This is a genomic window from Streptomyces gobiensis (assembly GCF_021216675.1).
Classification (GTDB): domain Bacteria; phylum Actinomycetota; class Actinomycetes; order Streptomycetales; family Streptomycetaceae; genus Streptomyces; species Streptomyces gobiensis.
In genome coordinates this window covers 1,402,988-1,426,520 of the sequence record NZ_CP086120.1, presented here as the reverse complement: position 1 = coordinate 1,426,520, position 23,533 = coordinate 1,402,988, and the positions used below count along the sequence as shown (strand labels likewise).

The 23,533-nt window shown below is 68.2% G+C and carries 18 protein-coding genes and 2 tRNA genes; 5 read left to right on the top strand and 15 right to left on the bottom strand.

The features are described from left to right. Positions 1-8: 8 nt before the first annotated feature. Together test1122_RS06650 and pepN are read right to left on the bottom strand one after the other, a co-directional pair. Positions 9-1,019 carry a hypothetical protein gene (locus test1122_RS06650; RefSeq protein WP_232268228.1) on the bottom strand — a complete coding sequence of 337 codons (1,011 nt, stop codon included), beginning with the start codon at positions 1,017-1,019 and terminating at the stop codon, positions 9-11. A gap of 103 nt (positions 1,020-1,122) precedes the next feature. Then, positions 1,123-3,741 carry an aminopeptidase N gene (gene pepN, locus test1122_RS06645; RefSeq protein ID WP_232268227.1) on the bottom strand — a complete coding sequence of 873 codons (2,619 nt, stop codon included), beginning with the start codon at positions 3,739-3,741 and terminating at the stop codon, positions 1,123-1,125. Positions 3,742-3,906: 165 nt separating this feature from the next. Here pepN and test1122_RS06640 point away from each other — a divergent pair, with 165 nt between their 5' ends. Continuing rightward, positions 3,907-4,536, top strand: coding sequence for a DsbA family oxidoreductase (locus test1122_RS06640; protein ID WP_232268226.1), 630 nt, complete (start codon positions 3,907-3,909; stop codon positions 4,534-4,536). Between the two features lie 224 nt (positions 4,537-4,760). Here the strand turns inward: test1122_RS06640 and test1122_RS06635 are convergent, their stop codons facing one another. Beyond that, the gene (locus test1122_RS06635) at positions 4,761-5,402 is read right to left on the bottom strand and encodes a superoxide dismutase (RefSeq protein ID WP_232268225.1); all 642 of its coding nucleotides are present in this window, start codon (positions 5,400-5,402) and stop codon (positions 4,761-4,763) included. A 787-nt stretch (positions 5,403-6,189) separates the two neighbouring features. Continuing rightward, entirely contained in the window at positions 6,190-7,614 is a 1,425-nt protein-coding gene (locus tag test1122_RS06630) for an amino acid permease (RefSeq protein WP_232268224.1), read from the bottom strand. A 275-nt stretch (positions 7,615-7,889) separates the two neighbouring features. Here test1122_RS06630 and test1122_RS06625 point away from each other — a divergent pair, with 275 nt between their 5' ends. After that, on the top strand, positions 7,890-8,489 hold the full coding sequence (locus test1122_RS06625; RefSeq protein WP_232268223.1) for a biotin transporter BioY: 600 nt from the start codon (positions 7,890-7,892) through the stop codon (positions 8,487-8,489). Between the two features lie 40 nt (positions 8,490-8,529). Here test1122_RS06625 and test1122_RS06620 read toward each other — a convergent pair whose 3' ends face one another. Next, positions 8,530-11,199, bottom strand: coding sequence for a valine--tRNA ligase (locus tag test1122_RS06620; protein ID WP_422396935.1), 2,670 nt, complete (start codon positions 11,197-11,199; stop codon positions 8,530-8,532). A gap of 137 nt (positions 11,200-11,336) precedes the next feature. Here test1122_RS06620 and test1122_RS06615 point away from each other — a divergent pair, with 137 nt between their 5' ends. After that, the gene (locus test1122_RS06615; protein WP_232268222.1) at positions 11,337-12,296 is read left to right on the top strand and encodes a hypothetical protein; all 960 of its coding nucleotides are present in this window, start codon (positions 11,337-11,339) and stop codon (positions 12,294-12,296) included. Between the two features lie 86 nt (positions 12,297-12,382). On the opposite strand, the gene clpX is transcribed toward test1122_RS06615, so the two are convergent. The 5 genes from clpX to test1122_RS06590 form a co-directional block, all read right to left on the bottom strand. Continuing rightward, positions 12,383-13,669, bottom strand: a complete 1,287-nt coding sequence (gene clpX / locus test1122_RS06610) for an ATP-dependent Clp protease ATP-binding subunit ClpX (protein WP_232268221.1) — start codon at positions 13,667-13,669, stop codon at positions 12,383-12,385. Between the two features lie 138 nt (positions 13,670-13,807). Beyond that, positions 13,808-14,485, bottom strand: a complete 678-nt coding sequence (locus tag test1122_RS06605) for an ATP-dependent Clp protease proteolytic subunit (RefSeq protein WP_232271792.1) — start codon at positions 14,483-14,485, stop codon at positions 13,808-13,810. Between the two features lie 62 nt (positions 14,486-14,547). Next, positions 14,548-15,156 (bottom strand): ATP-dependent Clp protease proteolytic subunit, encoded by a 609-nt coding sequence (locus test1122_RS06600; protein WP_232271791.1) that lies wholly within the window; start codon positions 15,154-15,156, stop codon positions 14,548-14,550. A gap of 248 nt (positions 15,157-15,404) precedes the next feature. Further along, complete coding sequence (tig, locus tag test1122_RS06595; protein WP_232268220.1) at positions 15,405-16,853, bottom strand: trigger factor; 1,449 nt, start codon at positions 16,851-16,853, stop codon at positions 15,405-15,407. Between the two features lie 102 nt (positions 16,854-16,955). Continuing rightward, a tRNA-Pro gene (locus test1122_RS06590) sits at positions 16,956-17,032 on the bottom strand. A 166-nt stretch (positions 17,033-17,198) separates the two neighbouring features. Here test1122_RS06590 and test1122_RS06585 point away from each other — a divergent pair. Next, a tRNA-Gly gene (locus tag test1122_RS06585) sits at positions 17,199-17,272 on the top strand. A 44-nt stretch (positions 17,273-17,316) separates the two neighbouring features. On the opposite strand, the gene test1122_RS06580 is transcribed toward test1122_RS06585, so the two are convergent. Further along, complete coding sequence (locus test1122_RS06580; RefSeq protein ID WP_232268219.1) at positions 17,317-17,511, bottom strand: hypothetical protein; 195 nt, start codon at positions 17,509-17,511, stop codon at positions 17,317-17,319. 419 nt (positions 17,512-17,930) lie between these two features. On the opposite strand from test1122_RS06580, the gene test1122_RS06575 reads away from it, so the two are divergent. Then, a complete protein-coding gene (locus test1122_RS06575; protein ID WP_232268218.1) occupies positions 17,931-19,079 on the top strand; it encodes an acyltransferase family protein in 1,149 nt (382 codons plus the stop codon). Here test1122_RS06575 and test1122_RS06570 read toward each other — a convergent pair. From test1122_RS06570 to test1122_RS06555, 4 genes are all read right to left on the bottom strand, one after another. Beyond that, a complete protein-coding gene (locus test1122_RS06570) occupies positions 19,076-20,230 on the bottom strand; it encodes a PP2C family protein-serine/threonine phosphatase (RefSeq protein WP_232268217.1) in 1,155 nt (384 codons plus the stop codon). The genes test1122_RS06575 and test1122_RS06570 overlap by 4 nt on opposite strands. 166 nt (positions 20,231-20,396) lie before the next feature. Further along, on the bottom strand, positions 20,397-21,218 hold the full coding sequence (locus test1122_RS06565; RefSeq protein WP_232268216.1) for an Fpg/Nei family DNA glycosylase: 822 nt from the start codon (positions 21,216-21,218) through the stop codon (positions 20,397-20,399). A 36-nt stretch (positions 21,219-21,254) separates the two neighbouring features. Then, entirely contained in the window at positions 21,255-21,743 is a 489-nt protein-coding gene (locus test1122_RS06560; RefSeq protein WP_232268215.1) for a ribose-5-phosphate isomerase, read from the bottom strand. Between the two features lie 44 nt (positions 21,744-21,787). Beyond that, positions 21,788-23,341, bottom strand: a complete 1,554-nt coding sequence (locus test1122_RS06555; protein WP_232268214.1) for a serine/threonine-protein kinase — start codon at positions 23,339-23,341, stop codon at positions 21,788-21,790. Positions 23,342-23,533 lie beyond the last annotated feature (192 nt).

The following is a 23,533-nucleotide window of genomic DNA, read 5'->3' as shown; positions in this document are numbered from 1 at the left end:
AACGTAGCTCACCTGGGCAGGACCACCACATAAGCCGCCGGGTCGCGGTCATCCGCTGTCATCAGCGCCGTACGGACCACCGCGGCCTGCTGTTCCATCGCGTCCCGGAGCTTCTTCGGGGTGACATGGACGACCGTGATGCCCAGCTGTTCCAGCGTCTCGCGCTTGCGGGCGTACTCCGACCAGAGCGTGTCCGCTTCCTCCCCGGCGGGACGCGGTGCGCGGGCGTCGATCTCCACGGCGACGGCCTGGTCGGGCCAGTAGGCATCGACACCGCCGAGGTGGGGGCCACCGGGGATCCGCAGATCAATGTTCCAGACGGGATCGGGGAGACCGTAGGCGTGCACCATCTCGTAGAGCCGGCCCTCGGCGATGGCCCGGCCCTCGGCGAGCAGGGTGTCCACGGCGTCGACCACATGCGGTCGGGTCAGCAGCCGGGCCTGGGTCAGCTCCCGTACGACGGCGTGGGCTTCGCAGTGGCCCCCGCGTACCGCCTCGGTGAGCAGCCGCCGGACGGTCACCGCGTCGGTGAGCTTGCTGACCGCGTCGGCCAGCGCCCGCGCCACCGGGGCGACCGGCAGCCCGGTGACCTCCTCGGGGCGGGGAAGACTCTGGGCGCGGATCACACGGGCCCAGCCGGTGGAGCTCAGCCGACGGGTGCGCGGGACCAGGATGTCGAGCCGGTCCAGGGAGAGCAGCGGGGGAGCGGTGGCGAAGTGGTGCAGGGCGAGCGCGGCCAGCCCGGTGATCATTGCCTGGCCGCCCTGTGCGGGTACCGCGCTGGAGCGGCCCGCGTAGAGCAGCACCGCGTGCAGCCGCTCCTCGCTGGTCGGGGGGCCCGGGTGGAGTACGTAGACCCCGGGCAGCGGCATCTGCCAGGGGCCGCCGGGACGGCAGCGCTCCTGCACGGTGGCGCTGGGGAACCCCTGTTCGCGCAGCGTACGGGCGGTCACCACACGGCGCCGTACATCGGAGAGGTGGCTGAGGGGGCGGGGCGAGAGCGGGGTGTTGTGGGTCATGACCCCGCGATTCCCGCCCTCACCCCGCCCCCTAACCCCCTGTTACACGGTCGTCGACAAATCTGGACAACCCTGTCCTAAAGTACGGGCGTTCGACTGCCGATCAGTGGGCCGCCGCAATGTCGCACCGCTGGGCCCGCAGGGCACGCGCCAGATCGTCCCGCGCCTCCAGGACCAGGCGGCGCAGCGCCGGAGCGGCGCGGTCCTCGGTGGCCCGCAGCCAGGTGTCGGTGGCGTCCAGTGTCTCCTGGGTGCTCTGCAGCGCCGGGAACAGCCCGCGGACGATGGACATGCCGATCTCGATGGAGCGCTCGGCCCAGACCCGTTCAAGCGCGGCGAAGTACTTGGGGACATAGGGCGCCAGCAGCTCCCGCTGTCCCGGCTGGTCGAAGCCGGTGATGGTCGCCTCGACCAGGGCGTTGGAGAGCCGGTCGGACTCGACGACCGACGCCCAGGCCTGTGCCTTGACCGCCGCCGAGGGGCGCGCGGCCAGACAGCGCACCTGGTGCCGCTTGCCGGAGGCGGTGTCATCGCGGTCCAGCTCGGCCGCCAGCACCGTCTCATCGGCAAGACCCTTGGCCGCCAGCGGGCTGAGGAAGGTCCAGCGCAGCTCCTGATCGACCTCCAGCCCGTCGATCCGGGCCCTGCCCGCCAACATCCCCTGGAGCAGCTGGAGATGCTGCTCGCTCTCGGCGACCGAGGCGAAGAAGCGGGCCCAGGCCAGCTGGTGTCCGCTGCCCGGCGCGGCCTGCCGCAGGTGGCTCAGCGCGCCCTCGGCCAGCTCCCGGCAGCCCTGCTCGCGCCACTCGGGGGCGGCGTAGTGGATGATCGCGGTCCTGGACCAGGTGTGCAGCATCTGCACCACCCCGATATCGGTCTCATCGCCCGCGAAGCGCAGCATCAGGCCGAGGAAGTCCCGCGTCGGCATCAGCCCGTCCCGGGTGAGGTTCCACAGCGCGGACCAGCACAGCGCCCGGGCGAGCGGGTCGTCAATCGCGCCCAGGTGCTCGCGCAGGGTCGCCAGTGAGCCCTCGTCCAGACGGGTCTTGGCGTAGGTGAGGTCATCATCGTTGACCAGGATCAGTTCGGGGCGCTCGTACCCGACGAGCTCTTCCACGACCGTACGGGCGCCGGGTACGCCGGCGGCGATGTCCACCTCGGCGCCGGCGTACCGTGCCAGCGGGCCTGCCGTGCCCGTGCGCCGGTAGAGGCCCACGGCGACCCGGTGCGGGCGCAGCGTCGGGTGGGCCTCCGCCGCCTCCTGCAGGATCGCCAGCTCGGTGATCCGGCCCTCGGCGTCATAGGTGGCCTGCGGGGTCAGCGAGTTGACCCCCGCCGTGCGCAGCCAGGCCTGTGCCCACTCGCGCATATCCCGCCCGGAGGTCTCCGCCAGCACGGAGAGCAGGTCCTTCAGCTGGGTATTGCCGTAGGCGTACCGCTTGAAGTAGCGCCGGGCGCCCTCCATGAAGGCGTCGCGGCCGGCGTAGGCGACGAGCTGCTTGAGCACGCTCGCGCCCTTGGCGTAGGTGATGCCGTCGAAGTTGAGCTTGGCGTCCTCCAGATCACGGATATCGGCCGTGACCGGGTGGGTGGAGGGGAGCTGGTCGGCCCGGTAGGCCCAGGACTTACGGCGATTGGCGAAGGTGATCCAGCCGTTGCTGAAGCGGGTGGCCTCGACCAGCGACAGGGCACCCATGAAGTCGGCGAAGGACTCCTTGAGCCAGAGGTCGTCCCACCACTCCATGGTGACCAGATCGCCGAACCACATATGCGCCATCTCATGGAGCAGGACATTGGCGCGGCTCTCGTAGGACGCCTGTGTCACCTTGCCACGGAAGACGAACTCCTCCCGGAAGGTCACACATCCCGGATTCTCCATCGCCCCGATGTTGTACTCCGGCACAAAGGCCTGGTCGTACTTCCCAAAGGGATACGGATAGTCGAAGTGCTCGTGGAAGAAGTCCAGACCCTGCTTGGTGACGAGGAAGATGTCCTCCGGGTCGAAGTGCTTGGCCAGCCCCTTGCGGCACAGCGCCCCCAGCGGGATCTCCAGCTCGGTGCCGTCCCGCAGCGTGCGCCGGTAGGTGTCGGTGACGTAGTGGTACGGACCGGCCACGACCGCCGTGATGTAGGTGGAGATCGGCTGGGTGCGGTCGAAGTGCCACAGCTGCGCGCTGTCAGCGGCGGGCTCCGGCTCGCCCTTCTGCGCGGCGTTGCTGAGCACCGTCCAGCCCTCGGGGGCGATCACGGTGAAGTCGAAGGGCGCCTTGAGGTCGGGCTGCTCGAAGTTGGCGAAGACCCGGCGGGCGTCGGCCGGTTCGTACTGCGTATAGAGGTAGGTCTCGCCGTCCTCGGGGTCGATGAAGTGATGCAGCCCCTCGCCGGTGCGGCTGTAGGCGCAGCGGGCGTCGACGACCAGCTCGTTATCCGCGACGAGGCCGTCGAGCTGGATCCGGGCGCCGTCGAAGACACGGTCGACGTTGAGGGAGTCGCCGTTGAGGGTGACCGAGTGCACATGCGGCGCCACCAGATCGGCGAAGGTCGCGGCGCCCGGCTCGGCGCAGCGGAACCGGATCGTGGTGGTGGACCGGAAGGTGCGGGACCCGTCGGCCGAGGGTGGTGCCACAGCGGAACGCAGATCGAGGGCGACCTCGTACCCGTCGACGCTGAGCAGCCGAGCCCGCTCTTGGGCCTCGTCACGGGTCAGGTTCTCTCCGGGCACAGCGCGACTCCCTTGTCTCACTCGTCTCACTCGTCTCGCATATCGAACATCAGAGGTCAGCATTTCATGGTGGGCGGAGCAGCCGCAGCAGGGAATGACGGCACCGTCACTCGGTGTTCTCTTCTGCACCACCTGTATCTTCATACCTTCGCGCGAGGAGAGACCATGCCCGAGAAAACCCCGGCCGACTTCTGGTTTGACCCCAAGTGCCCATGGGCCTGGCTGACGTCCCGCTGGATGCTGGAGGTGGAGAAGGTCCGTCCGGTGGAGGTCCGCTGGCATGTGATGAGCCTGGCGGTGCTCAATGAGAACAAGCTCGACGAGCTGCCGGAGAAATATCAGGAAGCGATGAAGACCGCCTGGGGGCCCGTGCGGGTCTGTATCGCGGCCGAGCAGAAGTACGGCAACGAGGTGCTGGGCAGGCTCTACACCGCGCTTGGTATACGCCTCCACCATGAGCGGCGGGAACCGGACCGGGAGACCATCGCCGAGGCGCTGACGGAGGCCGGGCTCGACCCGGCACTGGTGGACGCGATGGACTCCACCGAGTACGACACCGCGCTGCGCGCCTCGCACAAGAAGGGCATCGACCTGGTCGGCCAGGATGTCGGTACCCCGGTGATCTCGGTGCCGGGCGCGCACGGCGAGCCGATGGCATTCTTCGGTCCGGTCGTCACCCCGGCCCCCAGGGGCGAGGCGGCGGCGCGACTGTGGGACGGCACGCTGCTGGTGGCGTCGACACCGGGCTTCTACGAGATCAAGCGCACCCGTGATGAGGGGCCGAGCTTCGACTAGGCGGTGACCGGGCGACCTTTCCCCAGCCCCTCCCCTTCCCGTAACCGGGTGCGCTGCCCCCGGGCCCCCAGTCCTCAAACGCCGGACAGGCTGGGGCGCGGGTGGGCCCGAGTGCGGAAGGGCCCTCCCTGGGTGTCACGTCCACTCGGGAGGGCCCTTCCTCTTTTCTCCGCCTGCCCGGTGAAGGGTGAGAAGACGATCACGAGGCAGGAGGCCTACAGGGGCTACGGCGCCAGCAGCAGATTGTTCGCGCGCTCCTTGGCGGCGGTGTAGCGGGCGGCCACGTCCTGCCAGTTGACGACGCGCCACATGGCCTCGACGAAGTCGACCTTCTGGTTGCGGTACTGCAGATAGAAGGCGTGCTCCCAGGCATCGAAGACCAGGATCGGTACCGAGCCCTGGCCGACATTGCCCTGGTGGTCATAGACCTGCTCAACCACGAGGCGGCCACTGACCGGCTCATAGGCCAGCACGCCCCAGCCGGAACCCTGGGTGGTCGCCGCGGCCTTGGAGAGCTGGGCCTTGAACTTCGCGAAAGAGCCGAAGGACTCGGCGATGGCATCGGCCAGCTCGCCCGTGCCGTCCTTCTCCAGCGGCTCACCGCCACCGTCGCCGGTCATGTTCTGCCAGTAGATGGAGTGCAGGATATGGCCGGAGAGGTGAAAGGCCAGATTCTTCTCCAGGCCGTTGATGGCACCCCACGTGTCCTTGTCGCGAGCCTCCTCAAGCTGTTCGAGGGTGTCGTTCGCGCCCTTCACATACGCCGCGTGGTGCTTGTCGTGGTGCAGCTCGATGATCTCGCCGCTGATGACCGGCTCCAGCGAGCCGTAGTCATACGGAAGTTCCGGCAGCGTGTAGATGGCCATGCGGTTGCTCCCCTTCAAGCCTTATTGCACACCTATTGCAAGAAGAAGATTACAGCAACAACCCCGAACACACCGATGGGGCGCCCCCTCCAAAGAGAAACCGCCCCCCAGCGTTGTGGGCAGTCGTTCCGCAGGGCGTGGGGGCACCTCCCAGCGTTAGCTGGGGGAGGGTGGGCACAACGCCCGGCCACCGTCCCGCACCGGCCACCCCCGGGGCCCGGGGCGAAAGCCCCGGTTTCCGGGAAGGGGCGGGACACGGGGAGCCCCCACCCACGGCGCCCGGCCGGGGCGGAGCCCTGCCACGGGCGGAGCCGCACAGCGACACAGCCCGGAAGGGGCGGGGATACGGGGACACCCCCGACGGGCGCCCCCGGTCCCCAAGACCCCACCCCGTGTTGTGGGCACTCTCCCCCAGACTTCGTCTGGGAGGTGCCCCCAGCCCCGCGAGGGGCGTGGGCCCGCCCTGCTACGCAACCACCCACTCACACCAGCCACGACGCTCCGGCCAACTCCGCAACGGAGCTCGCGACGCTTGGTGGGCCAACACGGCCACCGGCCCGCACCGGGCCCCGGGGTCCGGGGCAAAGCCCTGGTTACGGGAAGGGGCGGGAATTGGGGAAACCCACTCACGGCACCCCCGCAGCCGGGCGAAGCCCGCCACGCGGAGGAGCCGCATATCGGTACGGCCGGGAAGGGGCGGGATACGGGGAGCCCCACCCACGGCGCCTGGCCGGGGCGGAGCCCCGCCGCGCGGCGGTACAGCCCCGAAGGCCCGAAGGGGGGCGCCTCAGCGCCGCGCGAGCCGCCGCTGCCGCAGACAGCCCACCGCGGCCAGCGCCAGCGCCAGCCCACCGGTGAAGTACAGCTGCAGCCGGGTGTCGCCATTGCGCGCCATCAGCAGCAGAATGCCCACCATCCCGGCGATCGCCACCCACGTCAGCACCGGGAAGGCCCACATCCGGACGACGAGCCTCTCGGGTGCTTCGCGCTCCAGCCGCCGACGCGTCCGCAGCTGCGAGACCGCGATAAAGCCCCAGACGACCAGCACCGCGGCACCCACCATGTTCAGCAGCCAGGCGAAGACGGTGTCCGGCCACCAGAAGCTCAGCAGCACCGCGAAGAAGCCGAAGGCCGAGGAGGCCAGCACGGTGCGCCGGGGCACCCCACCGCTGACCTTCCCCAGGAAGCGGGGTCCCTCACCACGTGCGATCAGTGAGTACGACATCCTGGAGGCGCCGTAGATGTTGGCGTTCATCGCCGACAGCAGGGCGATGAGCACTACGACCTTCATGACCTCACTGGCAGCCGGGACGCCGATGTGGCCCAGGACGGCGGCGTACGGGCCGTCCAGGACCGACGCGTCATCCCACGGGATCAGCGTGACGATCACCAGCATGGAGCCGACATAGAAGACCGCGATACGCCACATTGCGGTACGTACCGCCTTGGCGACGCCCTTGACCGGGTTCTCGGACTCGGCGGCCGCGATGGTCACCGTCTCCAGACCGCCATACGCGAAGATCGACGCGAGCAGACCGACGACAAGCCCGTCGGTGCCGTTCGGGAAGAAGCCGCCCTCACCGGTGAGGTTGCTGGTGCCCGGGGCGCTGGTGCCCGGCAGGGCACCGATGATGGCGAGAGTACCGAGTACCAGGAAGGCGACGATCGCGAGGACCTTCAGCGCCGCGAACCAGAACTCGTACTCACCGAAGTTCTTCACCGAGGCGAGGTTCGTGCCGCAGAAGACCGCCATGAACAGGGCCACCCACATCCAGGACGCGGAGTCCGGGAACCAGGTCTGCATGATCGTGGCGGCACCGATGGCCTCGGCCGCGACCGCGACGCACAGCAGCACCCAGAAGATCCACCCGGCGGTGAATCCCGCCCAGGGGCCGAGCGCCCGCTCCGCGTGTACGGAGAAGGAACCGGAGGCCGGGTGGGCCGCCGACATCTCGCCGAGCATCCGCATGACCAGCATGACCAGCAGGCCCGAGGCCGCGAACGCGAGCACGATCGACGGACCGGCGGCGGCGATGCCCGCGCCGGAGCCGACGAAGAGACCCGCGCCGATCACACCGCCGAGCGCGATCATCGACAGATGGCGCTGCTTGAGGCCGTGCGACAGCGACGGCGGGGAAGCCGGGGCGGGGGAGTCCGTCTCCGGGGAGACCGGCGCGCCGGCTGTCCCGTTGGCCGTCTGGGTGGAAGACATGGCTGTCCAAGGGTGGGAGGGGAGGGAGGAACCGGAGCCGATCACTCCGGGCCATCGGCCAGTGTGAGCGGACATAAGCGGCGTATCAATGGCGCACGTCACTGTCCCGGTATCCGGACACCGTAGTCACCCTCCGCGTATGAGAGAAACCCGATAAGTGCAACGGCCAAGCTTTGTCGCCAACGTCACGGAGGGAAGCCACCCGCGTTCGGATAGCGTCGAACGGCCCTTTCCTGCACCAACCAGACGTCCTACACCGACCAGACGGAGTTCCGATGAGCAGTGCCGCCGTAAGCATCCGACCGGGCGCGGTCCTCGCCGATGTGCTGCCCGCCTCTACCGCCACCCGGGCGCGGCTGCGGGACGCGGCGCTGGTGCTGGGCGGCGCCGCGCTCACCGGAGCCGCCGCCCAGCTCGCCGTGCCGGTGCCCGGCTCCCCGGTCCCCGTCACCGGGCAGACATTCGCCGCGCTGCTCCTGGGCGCGGGCTTCGGCGCCCGCCGCGCCTTCCTCTCCCTCGGCCTCTACACCGTGGCGGGCGTCGCCGGGATGCCGTGGTTCGCGGATATGTCCCATGGCACCGCGATGCCGTCCTTCGGCTACATCATCGGCATGCTCATCGCCGCCACCGTCGTCGGCGCACTCGCCCGCCGAGGCGGCGACCGCGGGATGCTGCGCACCATCGGCACGATGGCGGTCGGCACCGCGATCATCTACGCCGTCGGCGTTCCCTATCTGGCCCTCGCCACCGGCATGAGCCTCACCCAGGCCCTCGCCGCAGGCCTGGTCCCCTTCCTCATCGGCGACGCCCTGAAGGCAGCCCTGGCGATGGGCGCCCTCCCAGCGGCCTGGAAGCTGGTCGGCAAGCGCGGCTGACGCGACGGGCCCGGGGCGAACGCCCCGGGCCCGTGTGGGGCTAGCCCTCCGGGAGGTTCTCCAGCTGGGTTTTGATCCGGGCGATGTCCGCCTCGGCGGCCGCCTGGCGGGTGCGGATCTTCTCCACGACGTGGTCGGGGGCCTTCGCGAGGAAGCCCTCGTTGCCGAGCTTGGCCGTGGTCTGCTTCAGCTCCTTCTCGGCGGACGCCAGATCCTTGGTGAGCCGCTTGCGCTCCGCCTCGAAGTCGATCGCCCCGGAGAGGTCCAGGGCGACCGTCGCACCGGCGACGGGCAGCGACGCGGTGGGGGTGAAGTCGTCACCGGCGGGCTGGAGGCGCAGCAGCGAGCGCATCGCCTCCTCGTGGGCGACGAGTGGGGTGCCTTCCAGGGTGAGCCGGGCCGGGACGCGCTGGCCGGGCTGGAGGCCCTGGTCGGCGCGGAAGCGGCGGACCTCGGTGATCACCTGCTGGAGGGTGGCGATCTCCTGCTCGGCAGTGGCGTCGCGGAAGCCGGAGTCGGTGGGCCAGTCGGCGATGACCACGGACTCGCCACCGGTGAGGGTCGTCCACAGCGTCTCGGTGACAAAGGGAACGATGGGGTGGAGGAGGCGGAGCATGACGTCCAGGACCTCGCCGAGGACCCGTCGGGAGACCTCGGCCGCCCGGCCGTCCGCGTAGAAGGTGGTCTTGGACAGCTCGACATACCAGTCGAAGACCTCGTCCCAGGCGAAGTGGTACAGCCCCTCGGAGAGCTTCGCGAACTGGTAGTCGTCATAGAACGCGTCGGTCTCGGCGACAACCGTGTTCAGCCGGGAGAGGATCCAGCGGTCGGCCGCTGACATCTCCTCGGGGGCGGGCAGCGGGCCCTCAACCGTCGCGCCGTTCATCAGCGCGAAGCGCGTGGCGTTCCAGATCTTGTTGGCGAAGTTACGGGATGCCTGGACCCAGTCCTCACCGATCGGGACATCGACACCGGGGTTGGCGCCGCGCGCGAGCGTGAAACGGAGCGCGTCGGAGCCGTACTTGTCCATCCAGTCCAGCGGATTGACCGCGTTGCCAAAGGACTTCGACATCTTCTTGCCGAACTGGTCGCGGACCATGCCGTGCAGGGCGATGGTGTGGAACGGCGGGGTGCCGTCCATCGCGTACAGGCCGAACATCATCATCCGGGCGACCCAGAAGAAGAGGATGTCGTAGCCGGTGACCAGGACGGAGTTCGGGTAGAACTTCTCAAGGCTCTCGGTCCGTTCGGGCCAGCCGAGAGTGGAGAACGGCCACAGGGCGGAGGAGAACCAGGTGTCCAGGACATCGGTGTCCTGGTGCCAGCCCTCGCCGCCCGGCCCCTCGGAAGGCGGGGTCTCGTCCGGGCCGACGCAGACGACCTCGCCGTTCGGGCCGTACCAGACCGGGATGCGGTGGCCCCACCACAACTGCCGTGAAATGCACCAGTCGTGGAGATTGTCGACCCAGCCGAAGTAGCGGGACTCCATCTCCTTGGGGTGGATCTGGACCTTCCCGTCGCGGGCGGCGTCACCGGCGGCCTGGGCGAGCGGGCCGACCCTGACCCACCACTGCATGGACAGCCGGGGCTCGATGGTGGTCTTGCAGCGTGAGCAGTGGCCGACGGAGTGGGTGTAGGGGCGCTTCTCGGCGACGATGCGGCCCTCGGCGCGCAGCGCGGCGACGATCGCCGAGCGGGCCTCCAGCCGGTCCAGACCCTGGAACGGGCCATGGGCGGTGATCACCGCGTGCTCGTCCATGATCGTGATGTTGGGCAGGTCGTGCCGCTGGCCGATCTCGAAGTCATTCGGGTCGTGGGCGGGGGTGACCTTGACCGCGCCGGTGCCGAACTCCGGGTCGACATGGGAGTCCGCGACGACCGGGATGGTGCGGTCGGTCAGCGGCAGCTTGATCTGCTTGCCGATGAGGTGGGCGTAGCGTGCGTCGTCCGGGTGGACGGCGACGGCGGTGTCGCCGAGCATCGTCTCGGCGCGGGTCGTCGCGACGACGACCGTGTCCTCCTCGCCATCGCCTCCGCCGTATCTGAGCGAGACCAGCTCGCCGTCCTGGTCCGCGTACTCGACCTCGATATCGGAGATCGCGGTCAGACAGCGCGGACACCAGTTGATGATCCGCTCGGCGCGGTAGATCAGCTCATCGTCGTAGAGCCGCTTGAAGATGGTCTGGACGGCCCTGGACAGCCCCTCGTCCATGGTGAAGCGCTCGCGGGACCAGGCGACGCCATCGCCGAGCCGCTTCATCTGGCCGGAGATCTGGCCGCCGGACTCCGCCTTCCACTGCCAGACGCGCTCGACGAAGGCCTCCCGGCCCAGGTCGTGGCGGGACTTGCCCTCCTTGCCGAGCTCGCGCTCGACGACGTTCTGGGTGGCGATACCGGCGTGGTCCATGCCCGGCTGCCACAGCGTCTCGCAGCCCTGCATCCGCTTACGGCGGGTGAGGGCGTCGATCAGCGTGTGCTCGAAGGCATGGCCCAGGTGGAGCGAGCCGGTGACGTTCGGCGGCGGGATGACGACGGCGTAGGGCTCCTTCTCGCTCTTCGCGTCCGCCTCGAAGTAACCGCGCTCTACCCAGCGCTCGTACAGCTTCCCCTCTACCTCGGCCGGTGCGTACTGGGTCGGCAGATCTGCGGGGGCACTGGTCGACGGCTCCGCCCCGTTCGGGGTCGGGCTCTGCTGAGTGTTCTCGGTCACGACGGTCAGTGTACGGGCGGCCGTGTCCCGGTCTCGAATCGGTTCGGGGCCCGGTGCAGCGAAACGGTGGGCTGTCCGCCAGGATGTACGGGACGCAGATACGCATGCCCGGTGCATGCTCCACGGAGGGAAGCGCCTTGAGCTACAACCAGCCGCCGCCGCAGGGCCCGTATGGACAGCAGCCCCCGCAGCCGGGGCCTTACGGCGCTCCCCAGCAGCCGGGCCCGTACGGCCAGCCCGCCCCCGGCGGAGCGCCGGGTCAGCCCGGCTACGGCTACCCCCAGCAGCCACCCCAGCCGGGCCCCTATGGCCAGCAGCCCCCACCGCCGCCCCAGGGCTTCCCGCAGCAGCCCGGCCCGTACGGCCAGCAGCCCCCGCCCCCGGGCGGCTATATGCCGCCGCCTCCGCCGGGCGGCGGCGGCAAGGGCAAGGCGGTCGGCGTCACGATCGGCGCCGTGGCCCTGGTGGGCGCGATCATCGGCGGGTACTTCCTCCTGGGCGGGGGCGGCGGCGGGAGTGACCTCGCCGACGACGGCCCGCACAAGCTGACCACGCCCCAGCAGGTCGCTGAGGAGTTCAACAAGAAGGAGACCGGCAGCGACGGCCTCAGCTCCACGGACGTCAAGGAGTTCGAGGACTACGGTGTCAAGGATGCCGAGAGCGTCTCCGCCAGCTATGAGGCCGGCTCGGGCGCCCGAGCGAAGCAGCTGAAGTTCAGCGGCGTCTACGGGGAGATCTCGGACCCGGAGACGGTCATCGACGCCGCCTTCGCCAAGATCGCCGAACATGCCGCCGAGAGCCCCGGCACGGATGACGGTGGCAAGGCCGAGCTGGAGGGCCAGCCGGAAGAACAGACTCCCGCCGAACTCGACAATGCGATCATGAAGTGCCAGAACGTGAAGTTCACGCCAGGCAACGCCGAGCAGATGCCGGTGGACAACTTCACGGTGCCGGTGTGTATGTGGGCTGACCACAGCACGATCGGCTGGGTTGTGTTCTCGGATGCAGCCGCCATCATCACCGGTAAGAACACACCGATGAGCGAGGCTGCCACGGTCACGGCTAAGACGCGTAACGACACCCGGGTCCCCAAGTAAGGAGCCAGTTCCCGTAAAAGGGCAGCAACGCTGTGGCTCGTCTCCCTGCGCAGGGAGACGAGCCACAGCGTTGAAGAGGACGCCCGCTACGCGCTCTTCTCCTGCGGACCCTGTTCGTTACCGCGCGTACGCGGCACCAGAGTTGGGTTCACGTTCGAGTGAACAACGTCTTCCGTGATGACGACGCGTTCCACGTCCTTGCGGGACGGCACCTCGTACATCACCGACATCAGGACTTCCTCCATGATGGCGCGCAGCCCACGTGCGCCGGTGCCGCGCAGGATGGCCTGGTCGGCGATGGCCTCCAGGGCCGGGCGGTCGAACTCCAGCTCTACACCGTCGAGTTCAAAGAGCCGCTGGTACTGCTTGATCAGCGCGTTCCGCGGCTCGGTCAGGATCTGGAGCAGCGCCTCACGGTCGAGGTTGTGGACGGAGGTGATGACCGGGAGACGGCCGATGAACTCCGGGATCATGCCGAATTTCACCAGGTCTTCCGGCATGACCTCCTCGAACTGGTTGGACGCCTCGATCTCCCGTTTGGAACGGATGGTGGCGCCGAAGCCAATGCCCTTCGCGCCCGCCCGGGATTCAATGATTTTCTCCAGACCGGCGAAGGCGCCACCCACGATGAAGAGCACATTCGTGGTGTCGATCTGGATGAACTCCTGGTGCGGGTGCTTACGGCCGCCCTGCGGCGGTACTGAGGCGGTGGTGCCTTCCAGGATCTTGAGGAGCGCCTGCTGTACGCCCTCGCCGGAGACATCACGGGTGATCGACGGGTTCTCGCTCTTACGGGCGACCTTGTCGATCTCGTCGATATAGATGATGCCGGTCTCGGCCTTCTTGACGTCGTAGTCAGCGGCCTGGATCAGCTTCAGCAGGATGTTCTCGACGTCCTCACCGACATAGCCCGCCTCCGTCAGCGCGGTGGCGTCGGCGATGGCGAAGGGAACGTTGAGCATCCGGGCCAGGGTCTGCGCCAGCAGCGTCTTGCCGGAGCCGGTGGGGCCCAGCAGCAGGATGTTGGACTTCGCCAGCTCGATGCCGTCGTCGCGGCCCTGCGAGCCGCCGTTCTCGCCCGCCTGCACTCGCTTGTAGTGGTTGTAGACGGCGACGGAGAGGGCCTTCTTCGCGGCCTCCTGGCCGACGACGTAGCCTTCCAGGAACTCGTAGATCTCGCGCGGCTTGGGGAGTTCGTCCCACCGCACCTCGGAGGTCTCGGCGAGCTCCTCCTCGATGATCTCGTTGCAGAGATCGATGCACTCATCGCAGATATAGACGCCCGGACCCGCGATGAGCTTCTTCACCTGCTTTTGGCTCTTGCCACAGAATGAGCACTTGAGCAGATCGCCGCCATCACCGATGCGTGCCACGAGGTGCTTCCCCTTCGCCTGCGCACCGCCGACTGGCGGCGGTGCCTGGTCCTTGCTCTCCGAAGGTACCTTGCTGGGCCCCCGGAATGGGCCCCCCTTGGGCCTACTCGGTCCAAGGGGGCGGCAGTCGGTCGGGGATCAGCCCAGTCCGACGGACGTCTTGCGGGTGGAGACGATCTGGTCGATCAGCCCGTACTCCAGCGCACCCTCAGCGGTGAGGATCTTGTCGCGCTCGATGTCGTCGCGGATCTCCTCGACGGGCCGGGTGGAGTGCTTGGCCAGCATCTCCTCCAGCTGGAGACGCATCCGCTGCACCTCGTTGGCGGCGATCTCCAGGTCGGAGACCTGACCACGTCCCGTCTCGCTGTACGGCTGGTGGATCAGGATCCGGGCGTTGGGCAGCGCCATTCGCTTGCCGGGTGTACCAGCGGCCAGCAGCACGGCGGCGGCGGAGGCCGCCTGGCCCATGCAGACCGTCTGGATGTCCGGCTTCACGAACTGCATCGTGTCGTAGATGGCGGTCAGGGCCGTGAAGGAGCCGCCAGGCGAGTTGATGTAGACCGAGATGTCACGGTCCGGGTCCATGGACTCCAGACACAGCAGCTGAGCCATGACGTCGTTGGCGGAGGCATCGTCGATCTGCACACCGAGGAAGATCACGCGCTCCTCGAACAGCTTCGCGTACGGGTCGTACTCGCGTACGCCCTGCGAGGTGCGCTCGACGAAGCGCGGGATGACATAGCGGGCCTCGGGCGAGATCCCGGAGAAGCGGGCCTGGGGGCCCATGGAGCGGCCGGAGCCGGGGAGGTTGTTCATCGAGATGTTCACCGTCCTGGTGATGAGCTGGCTACGGGCTGTGTGAGCGGGAGGGCGAGCGCTCAGGCGCCCGTGCCACCGCCGCCCGGGATGTCGGCGGCGTTGGCGATGACCGCGTCCAGCAGGCCGTACTCCTTGGCCTCCTCGGCGGAGAACCAGCGGTCGCGGTCGGCGTCCCGCGTCCACTTCTCGACGGTCTGGCCGGAGTGCTGCGCGGAAAGCTCGGTCATCTTCTTCTTGGTCCGCAGCAGCTGCTCAGCGTGGATCTTGATGTCCGTGGCCGAACCCGCCAGGCCCGCGGAGGGCTGGTGGATCAGGATCTCGGCGTTCGGGAGCGCGAAGCGCTTGCCGGGAGTGCCTGCGGTCAGCAGGAACTGGCCCATCGAGGCAGCGAGGCCCATGGCGATGGTGACCACGTCGTTCTTGATGAACTGCATGGTGTCGTAGATCGCCATGCCCGCGGTGATGGAGCCACCGGGGCTGTTGATGTAGAGGTTGATGTCCTTGTCCGGCTCAGCGGCAAGGAGCAGCAGCTGCGCGGTGATCCTGTTGGCGATCTCATCGTCCACCGGCTGGCCGAGGAAGATAATCCGCTCGTTGAGCAGCCGGTTGTAGACCTGGTCGCCGAGGCCGCCACCGTAGTTGTTGGGCTCACCGGCGGCGGAAGGCATCGGAAGCGTCACGTTTCCACCTGCTCGTATCCGGACGGCGAGATCCCGTAGGGATCTCAGAGGGCCGTCTCTAGCGTCTTCGTGTACATGGACCCTAACGCGCGGGCCCGGCCTGGCCATCCCGCTCCGAGAACTGTTCGCTGTGAGCGCAGGGGGCGTTCCAGCAGGTCGGGACGGGGAGTTCTGCCGTACGCGAACGGGCCCGTACGCGTCGTGGCGTCCGGGCCCGTTCGTTCGAATCAAGGGGATCAGGCGTCGGACTCGCCGTCCGCCTTCTTCTCCTCGGCCTTCTCTTCGACCTTGTCCTCAGCCAGGGTCTCAGGGGCGCTCTCGGCCGCGGTCCCGGCAGCCGCCTCGACCGTCTCGGCGGTCTCGGCGGTCTCGTCCTCGTCCTCGAGGTCGACGACCTCACCGTTGGTGTCCTTGACCGTGGCGGCCTCGACGACCACTGCGAGGGCCTTGCCGCGGGCGACCTCGCCGACGAGCATCGGCACCTGGCCGCCCTCGACGACGGCCTGGGCGAACTGGTCGGGGCTCATGCCGGAGGACTGCGCGCGGCGCATGAGGTGCTCGGTGAGCTCCTCCTGGCTGACGTTCAGCTTCTCCTTGGCGACCAGCTCATCGAGGATGAACTGGGTACGGATGCCCTTCTCCGCCTGCTCCTTGAGCTCCGCGTCGAAATCTTCCTCAGACTTGTCCTGCATCTCCAGGTACGTCTTGAGGTCCATGCCCATCTGACCGAGCTGGTGGTTGACCAGGTTGCTCTTGCGAGTGTTGACCTCGTCCTCGAGCAGCTTCTCGGGGATCGGGACCTCGACGAGCTCGATGAGCTGGTCGAGCACCTTCTCCTGAGCCTGGGTGGCCTGGTCGTACTTCTTCATCTGGCCGAGCCGCTTGCGGCTGTCCTCACGCAGCTCGTCCAGGGTGTCGAACTCGCTCGCCAGCTGGGCGAAGTCATCGTCCAGCTCGGGAAGTTCACGGGCCGAGACGCTGGTGACGTCCACCTTGACCTCGGCCTGCTGGCCCGCCGCGGAGCCACCCTTGAGCTCGGTGGTGAACGTGGCGGAACCGCCGGCCGACAGGCCGGTGACGGCCTCGTCGATGCCCTCCAGGAGCTCGCCGGAGCCGATGGTGTAGTCCACGCCCTTGGCGACGCCGTCCTCCAGGACCTCGCCGTCGACCTTGGCCTCCAGGTCGATCTTGACGACATCGCCCTCGGCGGCGGGGCGCTCGACGGCGGTGGTGGAGGCGAAGCGCTCACGGAGCTGCTCGACGGACTTGTCGATGTCCTCGTCGGTGACCTCGGTGGCGTCGACCTCGACCTCGATACCGGAGTAGTCCGGGATCGTGATCTCGGGCCGTACGTCGACCTCAGCGGTGAAGGCCAGGAGCTCGTTGTCCTTGAGCTCGGTGATGTCCACCTCGGGCTGGCCGAGCGGGCTCAGCTCGCCCTCCTCGACGGCGCTCTGGTAGAGCTTCGGAAGCGCGTCATTGACGGCCTCCTCCAGCACGGCGCCACGGCCGAAGCGCTGGTCGATCACTCGCGCAGGGATCTTGCCCTTACGGAAGCCAGGCACCGTGACCTGCTGGTTGATCTTTTTGTACGCCGCGTCGAGGCTGTCTTTGAGCTCCTCGAAGGGCACCTCGACAGTGAGCCGAACCCGGGTCGGGTTCAGGGTCTCCACGGCGCTCTTCACGGTCGGTCTCCTTGGGGCTGACTTCTGGGGGTTTGACGGGGCGCCCCGTATGCGACTCGAGTATGCGGACACGACACAGGCACGCGCGTCTTTCATCGTACGTGGTCGGGGTGGCCGGATTCGAACCGACGACCTTCCGCTCCCAAAGCGGACGCGCTACCAAGCTGCGCCACACCCCGTCGGTGCGACACGTAGAGTACATGCCGTAGGATGCTCTGCGTGCCGCACGGGGCTCTCACAGGGTCCACACGATGCCGCAGCTCAGTGCCGCAGCGTCGATTGGATACTGATCAACTCGTGGTGGTGCCAGCACATACATGTGGCATGCACGTGTGGCATACACATGCGGGCGTAGCTCAATGGTAGAGCCCCAGTCTTCCAAACTGGCTACGCGGGTTCGATTCCCGTCGCCCGCTCCAACCGGCTGAACGGCCCGGCCCCCAGGGTCGGGCCGTTCGCGTGTTCAGAAGTTGATCTTGTCAATCGACTGCGCGACCGAGTCGAGGAACTTCCGTATCGACGGCGCCATGCCGGTCGAGGCGAGAAAGAAGCCGAAGAGGGCAGCGACGATGGCCGGGCCTGGCTTGATGGATCCGCTCCGGATCATCACCACCAGGATGACAGCCAGCATCAGCACCACGGACAGCGAAATGGCCACAACTGATCACACCTTCGGTCGGAACGCCTCACCACCGGCCCGGGGACCATCGTGCCACCAACTGGGTGAGGGATGGAGCCAGGTGACGCGTCGTTGACCCGTGCGTGGCCGGGCTTCGCCCGAACCGATGCGGAATTCGATGAGTTCCTTGCTCGCTGAACAGGAATTCTCCCCCTTTCCACGGCATGTACTACACGCCTGGCGAGGCATCGAAAAACCGGACATTTAATCGTTAGTCGAACCCGTACATACACCCCGTTTAGGTCAGGCATACGCATACGAAGTGTGACCAACAGGGCAGTCGAATCGCTTTGTCGATATGGCATTACGGGTACCAGCGACGGGAATTGTGTGAGTGTGACAGGCAACTCCCCAGCTGGAATTTACGTCTTAGAGGTTTCGGCACTATGGTGCGGCAGATGTTCCACGCTGGTTATGAGCGCGCGCCACTCCCCCCGGCTCGCCCAGAGACGCCCGAGGCGACGACTCCCACCAGGTCGCCGGAGCCCCCGGCTGCCAGCGGCGGAGCATCCAGAGACAAGCGGCGTGACCCCTTCTTCGACAACGCCAAGTACCTGACGATCCTCCTGGTCGGCATCGGGCACGCCTGGGAACCACTGCGCAGCGACAGCCGCGCGGCCGTGGCGCTCTACATCGCCGTATACGCCTTCCATATGCCGGCCTTCATCATCATCTCCGGCTATCTCTCCCGAAGCTTCGAGGGTCGTCCGAGCCAGCTCAAGCGGCTGATCACCGGGGTCGCTGTCCCCTATCTCGTCTTTGAGGTCATCTACACCCTGTTTATGCGCTGGCTCGCCGAGCCGGACCGGTCCTTCGCCCTGCTCTCGCCAAGCTGGGGACTGTGGTTCCTGGTCGCGCTGTTCATCTGGCGGCTGACCACCCCGCTGTGGAACACCCTGCGCTGGCCGCTGCCGGTGGCGCTGGGTATCGCCGTACTGGCCAGTATTACCCCGAAGATCGGCGGTGACCTCAACCTCCAGCGGGTACTGCAGTTCCTGCCGTTCTTCGTCCTCGGACTCCAGCTCCGCCCCGCGCACTTCGACATGCTGCGGCACCGCGCGCTGCGTATCGCCGCCCTGCCGGTCATGGTCTGTGCCCTGATCTTCGCGTACTGGGCCGCGCCCCGGATGAACCACAGCTGGTTCTTCCACAAGTACTCCGCCCAGGACCTCGGCGTTCCCTGGTGGGTGGGCGTCGTGATGACCTTCGCCCTGTTCGGCTGCGCCCTGGTCCTCACGGCCTGCTTCTTCGTCTGGACCCCGCGTCGCACCATGTGGTTCACGTCCCTGGGCGCGGGCACGCTCTACGGCTATCTGCTGCACTTCTATCCGCTCCGGCTCGCCCGGGAGCTCGGCTGGTACGACATGGGCTGGGTGGACTCCCCGCTCAGCCGGGTCATCATCACCCTGCTGGCCATGGTGATGATGACCGTGCTGTGTACGGCGCTGGTCCAGCGGGTGTTCCGTATCGTCATGGAACCGAAGATGGAGTGGGCCTTCAAAACCGACTCGGTAGCCGAAGCCCGCAAACGAGTAACGCGCGGCTAGTCGCGGCTGATCAGCAGCAGCGCCCGGTCGTCATGGACATCCCGGGCGACCTGCTCGATGAGGTGCCAGGCCGCCCCCCGGAAGCCGGGAGCGATAAGCGCCTCAGCCGCCCCGGTCAACCGGTCAATACCCTCCGTCAGATCACGCTCGGCCGTCTCCACGAGCCCGTCGGTGAAGAGCATCAGAACATCCCCCCGCCGCAACCGCCCCTTGACGGGATGGAATTCGGGGGCGTCGAAGACACCCAGCAACGGTCCCTCGGCGGCCTTCTCCTCCCACTTCCCGGTACCGGCGCTGTATTGCAGCCCCGGCACATGCCCGGCGGACAGCAGTTCGTAGTCACCGGTGTCCAGGTCCAGCACGAGATGGACCGAGGTGGCGAAGCCCTCATCCCAGTCCTGCCGCAGCAGATACGCGTTGGCGGCCGCGAGGAAGGCGTGCGGGGGCAGCGAGCCCAGCAGTCCGCCGAAGGCGCCGGACAGCAGGAGGGCGCGGGAGCCCGCGTCCATGCCCTTGCCGGAGACATCGGTGAGGACGACCTCCAGGGTGCGCCGCTCCGGCCCGGTGCGGGCGGCGACCACGAAGTCCCCGGAGAAGGACTGGCCGCCGGCTGGCCGCAGCGACATCTCGCGGTGCCAGCCACGCGGCAGGGGCGGCAGCTGGCTCTGCACGCGCAGTCGTTCCCGCAGGTCGAAGAGCATGGTGCCGCCCCGGGTCCAGGGCACTCCCACCCGCATCCGGAACTGGGCGATAAGCAACCCGGCGAGCCCGACCGCGGAGACCACCAGAATGGTGCCGGGGGTCACCCGCCCGGCACCATCGTTATAGGGGCCAAGAACCGCGGATTCCACCATGAGCGCGCCGGCTGAGGTGGCGTACAGGGTCAGCAGACTGGCGGGACGCAGCAGGAGCCCGCCAACGATGATCGGCAAGACGAGTGCTTCGGGGGCACACCACAGCGGCTGGGCGACGGTGGCCCAGGTGAGCGCGGGCACGGTGAGCAGGAGTGCGGTGAAGACGATCCAGTCCGAGCCGTGGCCGCGGAAGTAGTCCACGGCGGAGCGGCGCAGGACCGTGCGGACCCGGTGCAATGCCTTGTGGGCTCGGTGCAACCGGGCCGCCTGAGGGGCTGTGCCCATGCGACCTGCCATGTCCCGGGACCTTATCCGTGCCTTGAGGCATGCGTCGATTCCACTCCCGTGCCCCCCATGGGCGCACCAGTTCGAAACGCAGCCGCCGTGTCCGCTTTTCCCCTGACAGGCGCTGGTGTGTGTCGACAGCGGTGACCCGCTGCCACGCGTACGGGAGTTGGGTGCCTCACCGTTTCTGACAGGCGGGGCACCAGAAGAGATTGCGGCCGCCCAGGTCCGCGGTGTGGATCTCATGGCCGCAGATGTGGCAGGTCTGTGCCGCCCGCCGGTAGACGTAGACCTCGCCGCCGTGGTCGTCCACCCGTGGCGGGCGGCCCATGGCCTCCGGGGTGTGCTCGGGCCGGACCGTATCGATGCGGTTGTGCCGCACGCCCTCCCTCATCAGGATGACCAGATCGGCCCACATGGCGTCCCATTCGGCGCGGGCGAGGTCCTTTCCCGCCCGGTATGGGTCAATGCCATGCCGGAAGAGGACTTCAGCGCGGTAGACATTGCCGACGCCCGCGACCACCTTCTGGTCCAGCAGCAGTGCCGCGATGGTGGTGCGGCTGCGGGAGATCCGGGCCCAGGCACGGTCCGGGTCGGCGTCCGGGCGCAGCGGGTCGGGGCCGAGGCGGTCCCGTATCGCCTCTTTCTCGGCGTCGGTGATCAGCGCGCAGGTGGTGGGGCCGCGCAGATCCGCGTACGAGTCCGGGTTGGCCAGGCGCAGCCGCACGGTGTCCGTGGGCGGCGGCGGTCTCCTGCCGGAGACCTCACCGAAGCCGAGCTTGCCGAAGAGGCCGAGGTGAATATGGACCCAGCCGATGCCCGCACCGAAGCCGAGGAGGAGATGCTTGCCGATGGCGTCGGCGCTCTCCAGGGTCTGACCGTCGATCAGCGCGGCGCTGTCGGTGAACTTCCCCTGCGGGCTGGACGCGCGCACCGGACGCCCGGCGAACAGGTCCCGGTGGTCCGCGGCGAGCCGGTGAATCGTATGCCCTTCGGGCATGGAGACTCCCTGTTGACGCGGGTACGGCCCGCCTGCTCAGTCCTGCTGCGGGTGGTGGGCCGGGATCTCCGGGAGCTTCCCGCTGTTCTCGTAGTCGGCCAGCAGCTCGACGCGGCGCTGGTGCCGCTCGTCGCCGGGGAACGGGGTGGTGAGGAAGACCTCCACCATCCGTTTGGCTTCCTCGTCCGAGTGCATCCGGCTGCCGATGCTGATCACATTGGCGTTGTTGTGCTCCCGGCCGAGCTCGGCGATCTGCTCGCTCCAGGCCAGGATGGCGCGTACGCCCTTGACCTTGTTGGCGGCGATCTGTTCGCCATTGCCGGAACCGCCGACCACGATTCCCATGCTCTCCGGGTCCGCGGCGGTGCGCTCCGCGGCGCGCAGACAGAAGGGCGGGTAGTCATCCAGGGCGTCGTAGATGAGCGGGCCGCAGTCGATGGGCTCATGGCCATGGCCCTTGAGCCACTCGATGAGGTGGTTCTTGAGTTCGTATCCGGCGTGATCGGAGCCGAGGTAGACGCGCATAAGGCATGAGTGTGGCATGACCGGGCCGACAGGGTCGTGCCGGGTCAGCCCGGTGACCGCGGCTCAAAGGACTTCTTGATCCGGTCATGGACGCGCAGACCGGAGGTCTCGGACGCGCTCGGGTACCAGATGTTGATCTGGTAGGAGGTCTCTCCGGCGTAGAAGCCGAGCTGCCGTCCCCGGTAGGGCACACCCTTATCGGTGAAGGTGTACTCCCAGATGACGGCGTCCCGCTCCTGGAACCGGGTGGTCTCCAGGCGGATCTTGCGGTACCCGGCCACCCCGCTCCGGAGGTCCGCCTCATGGCTGGTCCACTGGTCGAGCAGGGCGTCGCCGCTCCGTGGCTCCGCCACGGCCGAAAGGTCGATGGTGCCGTCCGGGGAGAGATAGTGCACCTCGGCCGCCGGACCGGCCGGAGTGCGGGTCCAGTCCGCCGGCGGAGACCAGCGGAAGCCCTCCTCGTCGCGCGCGCCCTCCGGGCTGGCTTCGGGTGAGGCGCTGGGCGGTGAGGAGGCCCCGCCGCCCGCCTCCGTGCCGTCGGCCGCGCCCCGCAGTACCAGGACCGTGGTAGCCGCGACCGCCACGGCCGCCACCACGGACATCGCGGACAGCAGCACCTTCCGGCGGCGGTGCCGGGGCCTGCTCCGCCGGTCCACCGGCTCCTCGGGATCCCTGGGGGGTGCCGGCAGCCGGGGGCCGGGCGGCGGCACGGGAACCGGCCGTGTGGGCGGTGGCGCGGGCGCGGGCACCGGGTGGGGGCGGGCCGGTGGTTCGGTGAGCGGGCGCAGCTGCTCATCCACCTCGTCCAGGGTGAGCCGCTGCTGCGGGTCCTTGCGCAACAGCCCGGCGAGTACGGGTAGTAGCGGGCCCGTGGACACAGGGAGTTCCGGCTCCTCGTAGAGCACCGCGTGCAGCGTGGCCAGAGTGCCCGTACGGCTGAACGGCGAGCGGCCCTCGACCGCGGCGTACAGCGTCGCACCGAGCGACCACAGGTCGGAGGGCGCTTCCGGTATCCCGCCCGAGATGCGCTCGGGCGCCATGTAGTCGGGCGAGCCGATGAGCGCCCCGGTCATGGTCAGCGCGGCCGTGTCCTGGATCGCGGCGATACCGAAGTCGGTGAGCACGACCTTGCCGTGCGCGTCGATGAGCACATTGCTCGGTTTGATGTCCCGGTGCAGTACACCTCGTGCGTGCACCGCGCGCAGCGCCCGGAGCAGGGCGAGGCCGATCCGGGCTGCGGCTCGGTGCTCAAACGGTCCGTCCTGGTCGATGGCCCGCTGAAGGGACCGGGCCTCGACGAGCTGCATAACGATCCACAGCCGCTCGCCTTCCTCGATGACGTCATAGACCCGCACGACATTGGGGTGGTCGATACGGGCGGTGGCGCGGGCCTCCCGCAGGCTGCGCTCCCGCTGGACGCTGACCTCCTCGGCGCCGAGACCGTCGATCCGGATCTCCTTGACGGCCACATGGCGGTCGAGCATCTCGTCGTACGCCCGCCACACCCGCCCCATACCGCCGCGCCCCAGGGTCTCGCCAAGCCGGTAGCGGCCAGCCACTGCCCTGCCTTGCACCTCACCGCTCGTATTGCTCACCATTCCCCTGCCTCCCCGTCCCCTGCCAGCGGCGGCTTACACCAGAGTACGGAGAACGGGCGCCTTTCCGCCCCCCAGGAATCGCAGAGAAGAAATCACGCCCCGAGACAGCAGCAACACCAAACACCAGCAGGCCCATTGGGCCCGCGAGACCCACCCTGACCAGGGGTTTAATTACCAAGTCGTGACACTTGG

Bases quoted from the DNA above. Each gene is read 5' to 3' on its own strand.
- test1122_RS06650 (WP_232268228.1), bottom strand. From the start codon at position 1,019: ATGACCCACAACACCCCGCTCTCGCCCCGCCCCCTCAGCCACCTCTCC.
- test1122_RS06640 (WP_232268226.1), top strand. From the start codon at position 3,907: ATGCCCGAGAAAACCCCGGCCGACTTCTGGTTTGACCCCAAGTGCCCA.
- test1122_RS06635 (WP_232268225.1), bottom strand. From the start codon at position 5,402: ATGGCCATCTACACGCTGCCGGAACTTCCGTATGACTACGGCTCGCTG.
- test1122_RS06630 (WP_232268224.1), bottom strand. From the start codon at position 7,614: ATGTCTTCCACCCAGACGGCCAACGGGACAGCCGGCGCGCCGGTCTCC.
- test1122_RS06625 (WP_232268223.1), top strand. From the start codon at position 7,890: ATGAGCAGTGCCGCCGTAAGCATCCGACCGGGCGCGGTCCTCGCCGAT.
- test1122_RS06605 (WP_232271792.1), bottom strand. From the start codon at position 14,485: ATGAACAACCTCCCCGGCTCCGGCCGCTCCATGGGCCCCCAGGCCCGC.
- test1122_RS06600 (WP_232271791.1), bottom strand. From the start codon at position 15,156: ATGCCTTCCGCCGCCGGTGAGCCCAACAACTACGGTGGCGGCCTCGGC.
- test1122_RS06575 (WP_232268218.1), top strand. From the start codon at position 17,931: ATGTTCCACGCTGGTTATGAGCGCGCGCCACTCCCCCCGGCTCGCCCA.
- test1122_RS06570 (WP_232268217.1), bottom strand. From the start codon at position 20,230: ATGGCAGGTCGCATGGGCACAGCCCCTCAGGCGGCCCGGTTGCACCGA.
- test1122_RS06565 (WP_232268216.1), bottom strand. From the start codon at position 21,218: ATGCCCGAAGGGCATACGATTCACCGGCTCGCCGCGGACCACCGGGAC.
- test1122_RS06560 (WP_232268215.1), bottom strand. From the start codon at position 21,743: ATGCGCGTCTACCTCGGCTCCGATCACGCCGGATACGAACTCAAGAAC.
- test1122_RS06555 (WP_232268214.1), bottom strand. From the start codon at position 23,341: ATGGTGAGCAATACGAGCGGTGAGGTGCAAGGCAGGGCAGTGGCTGGC.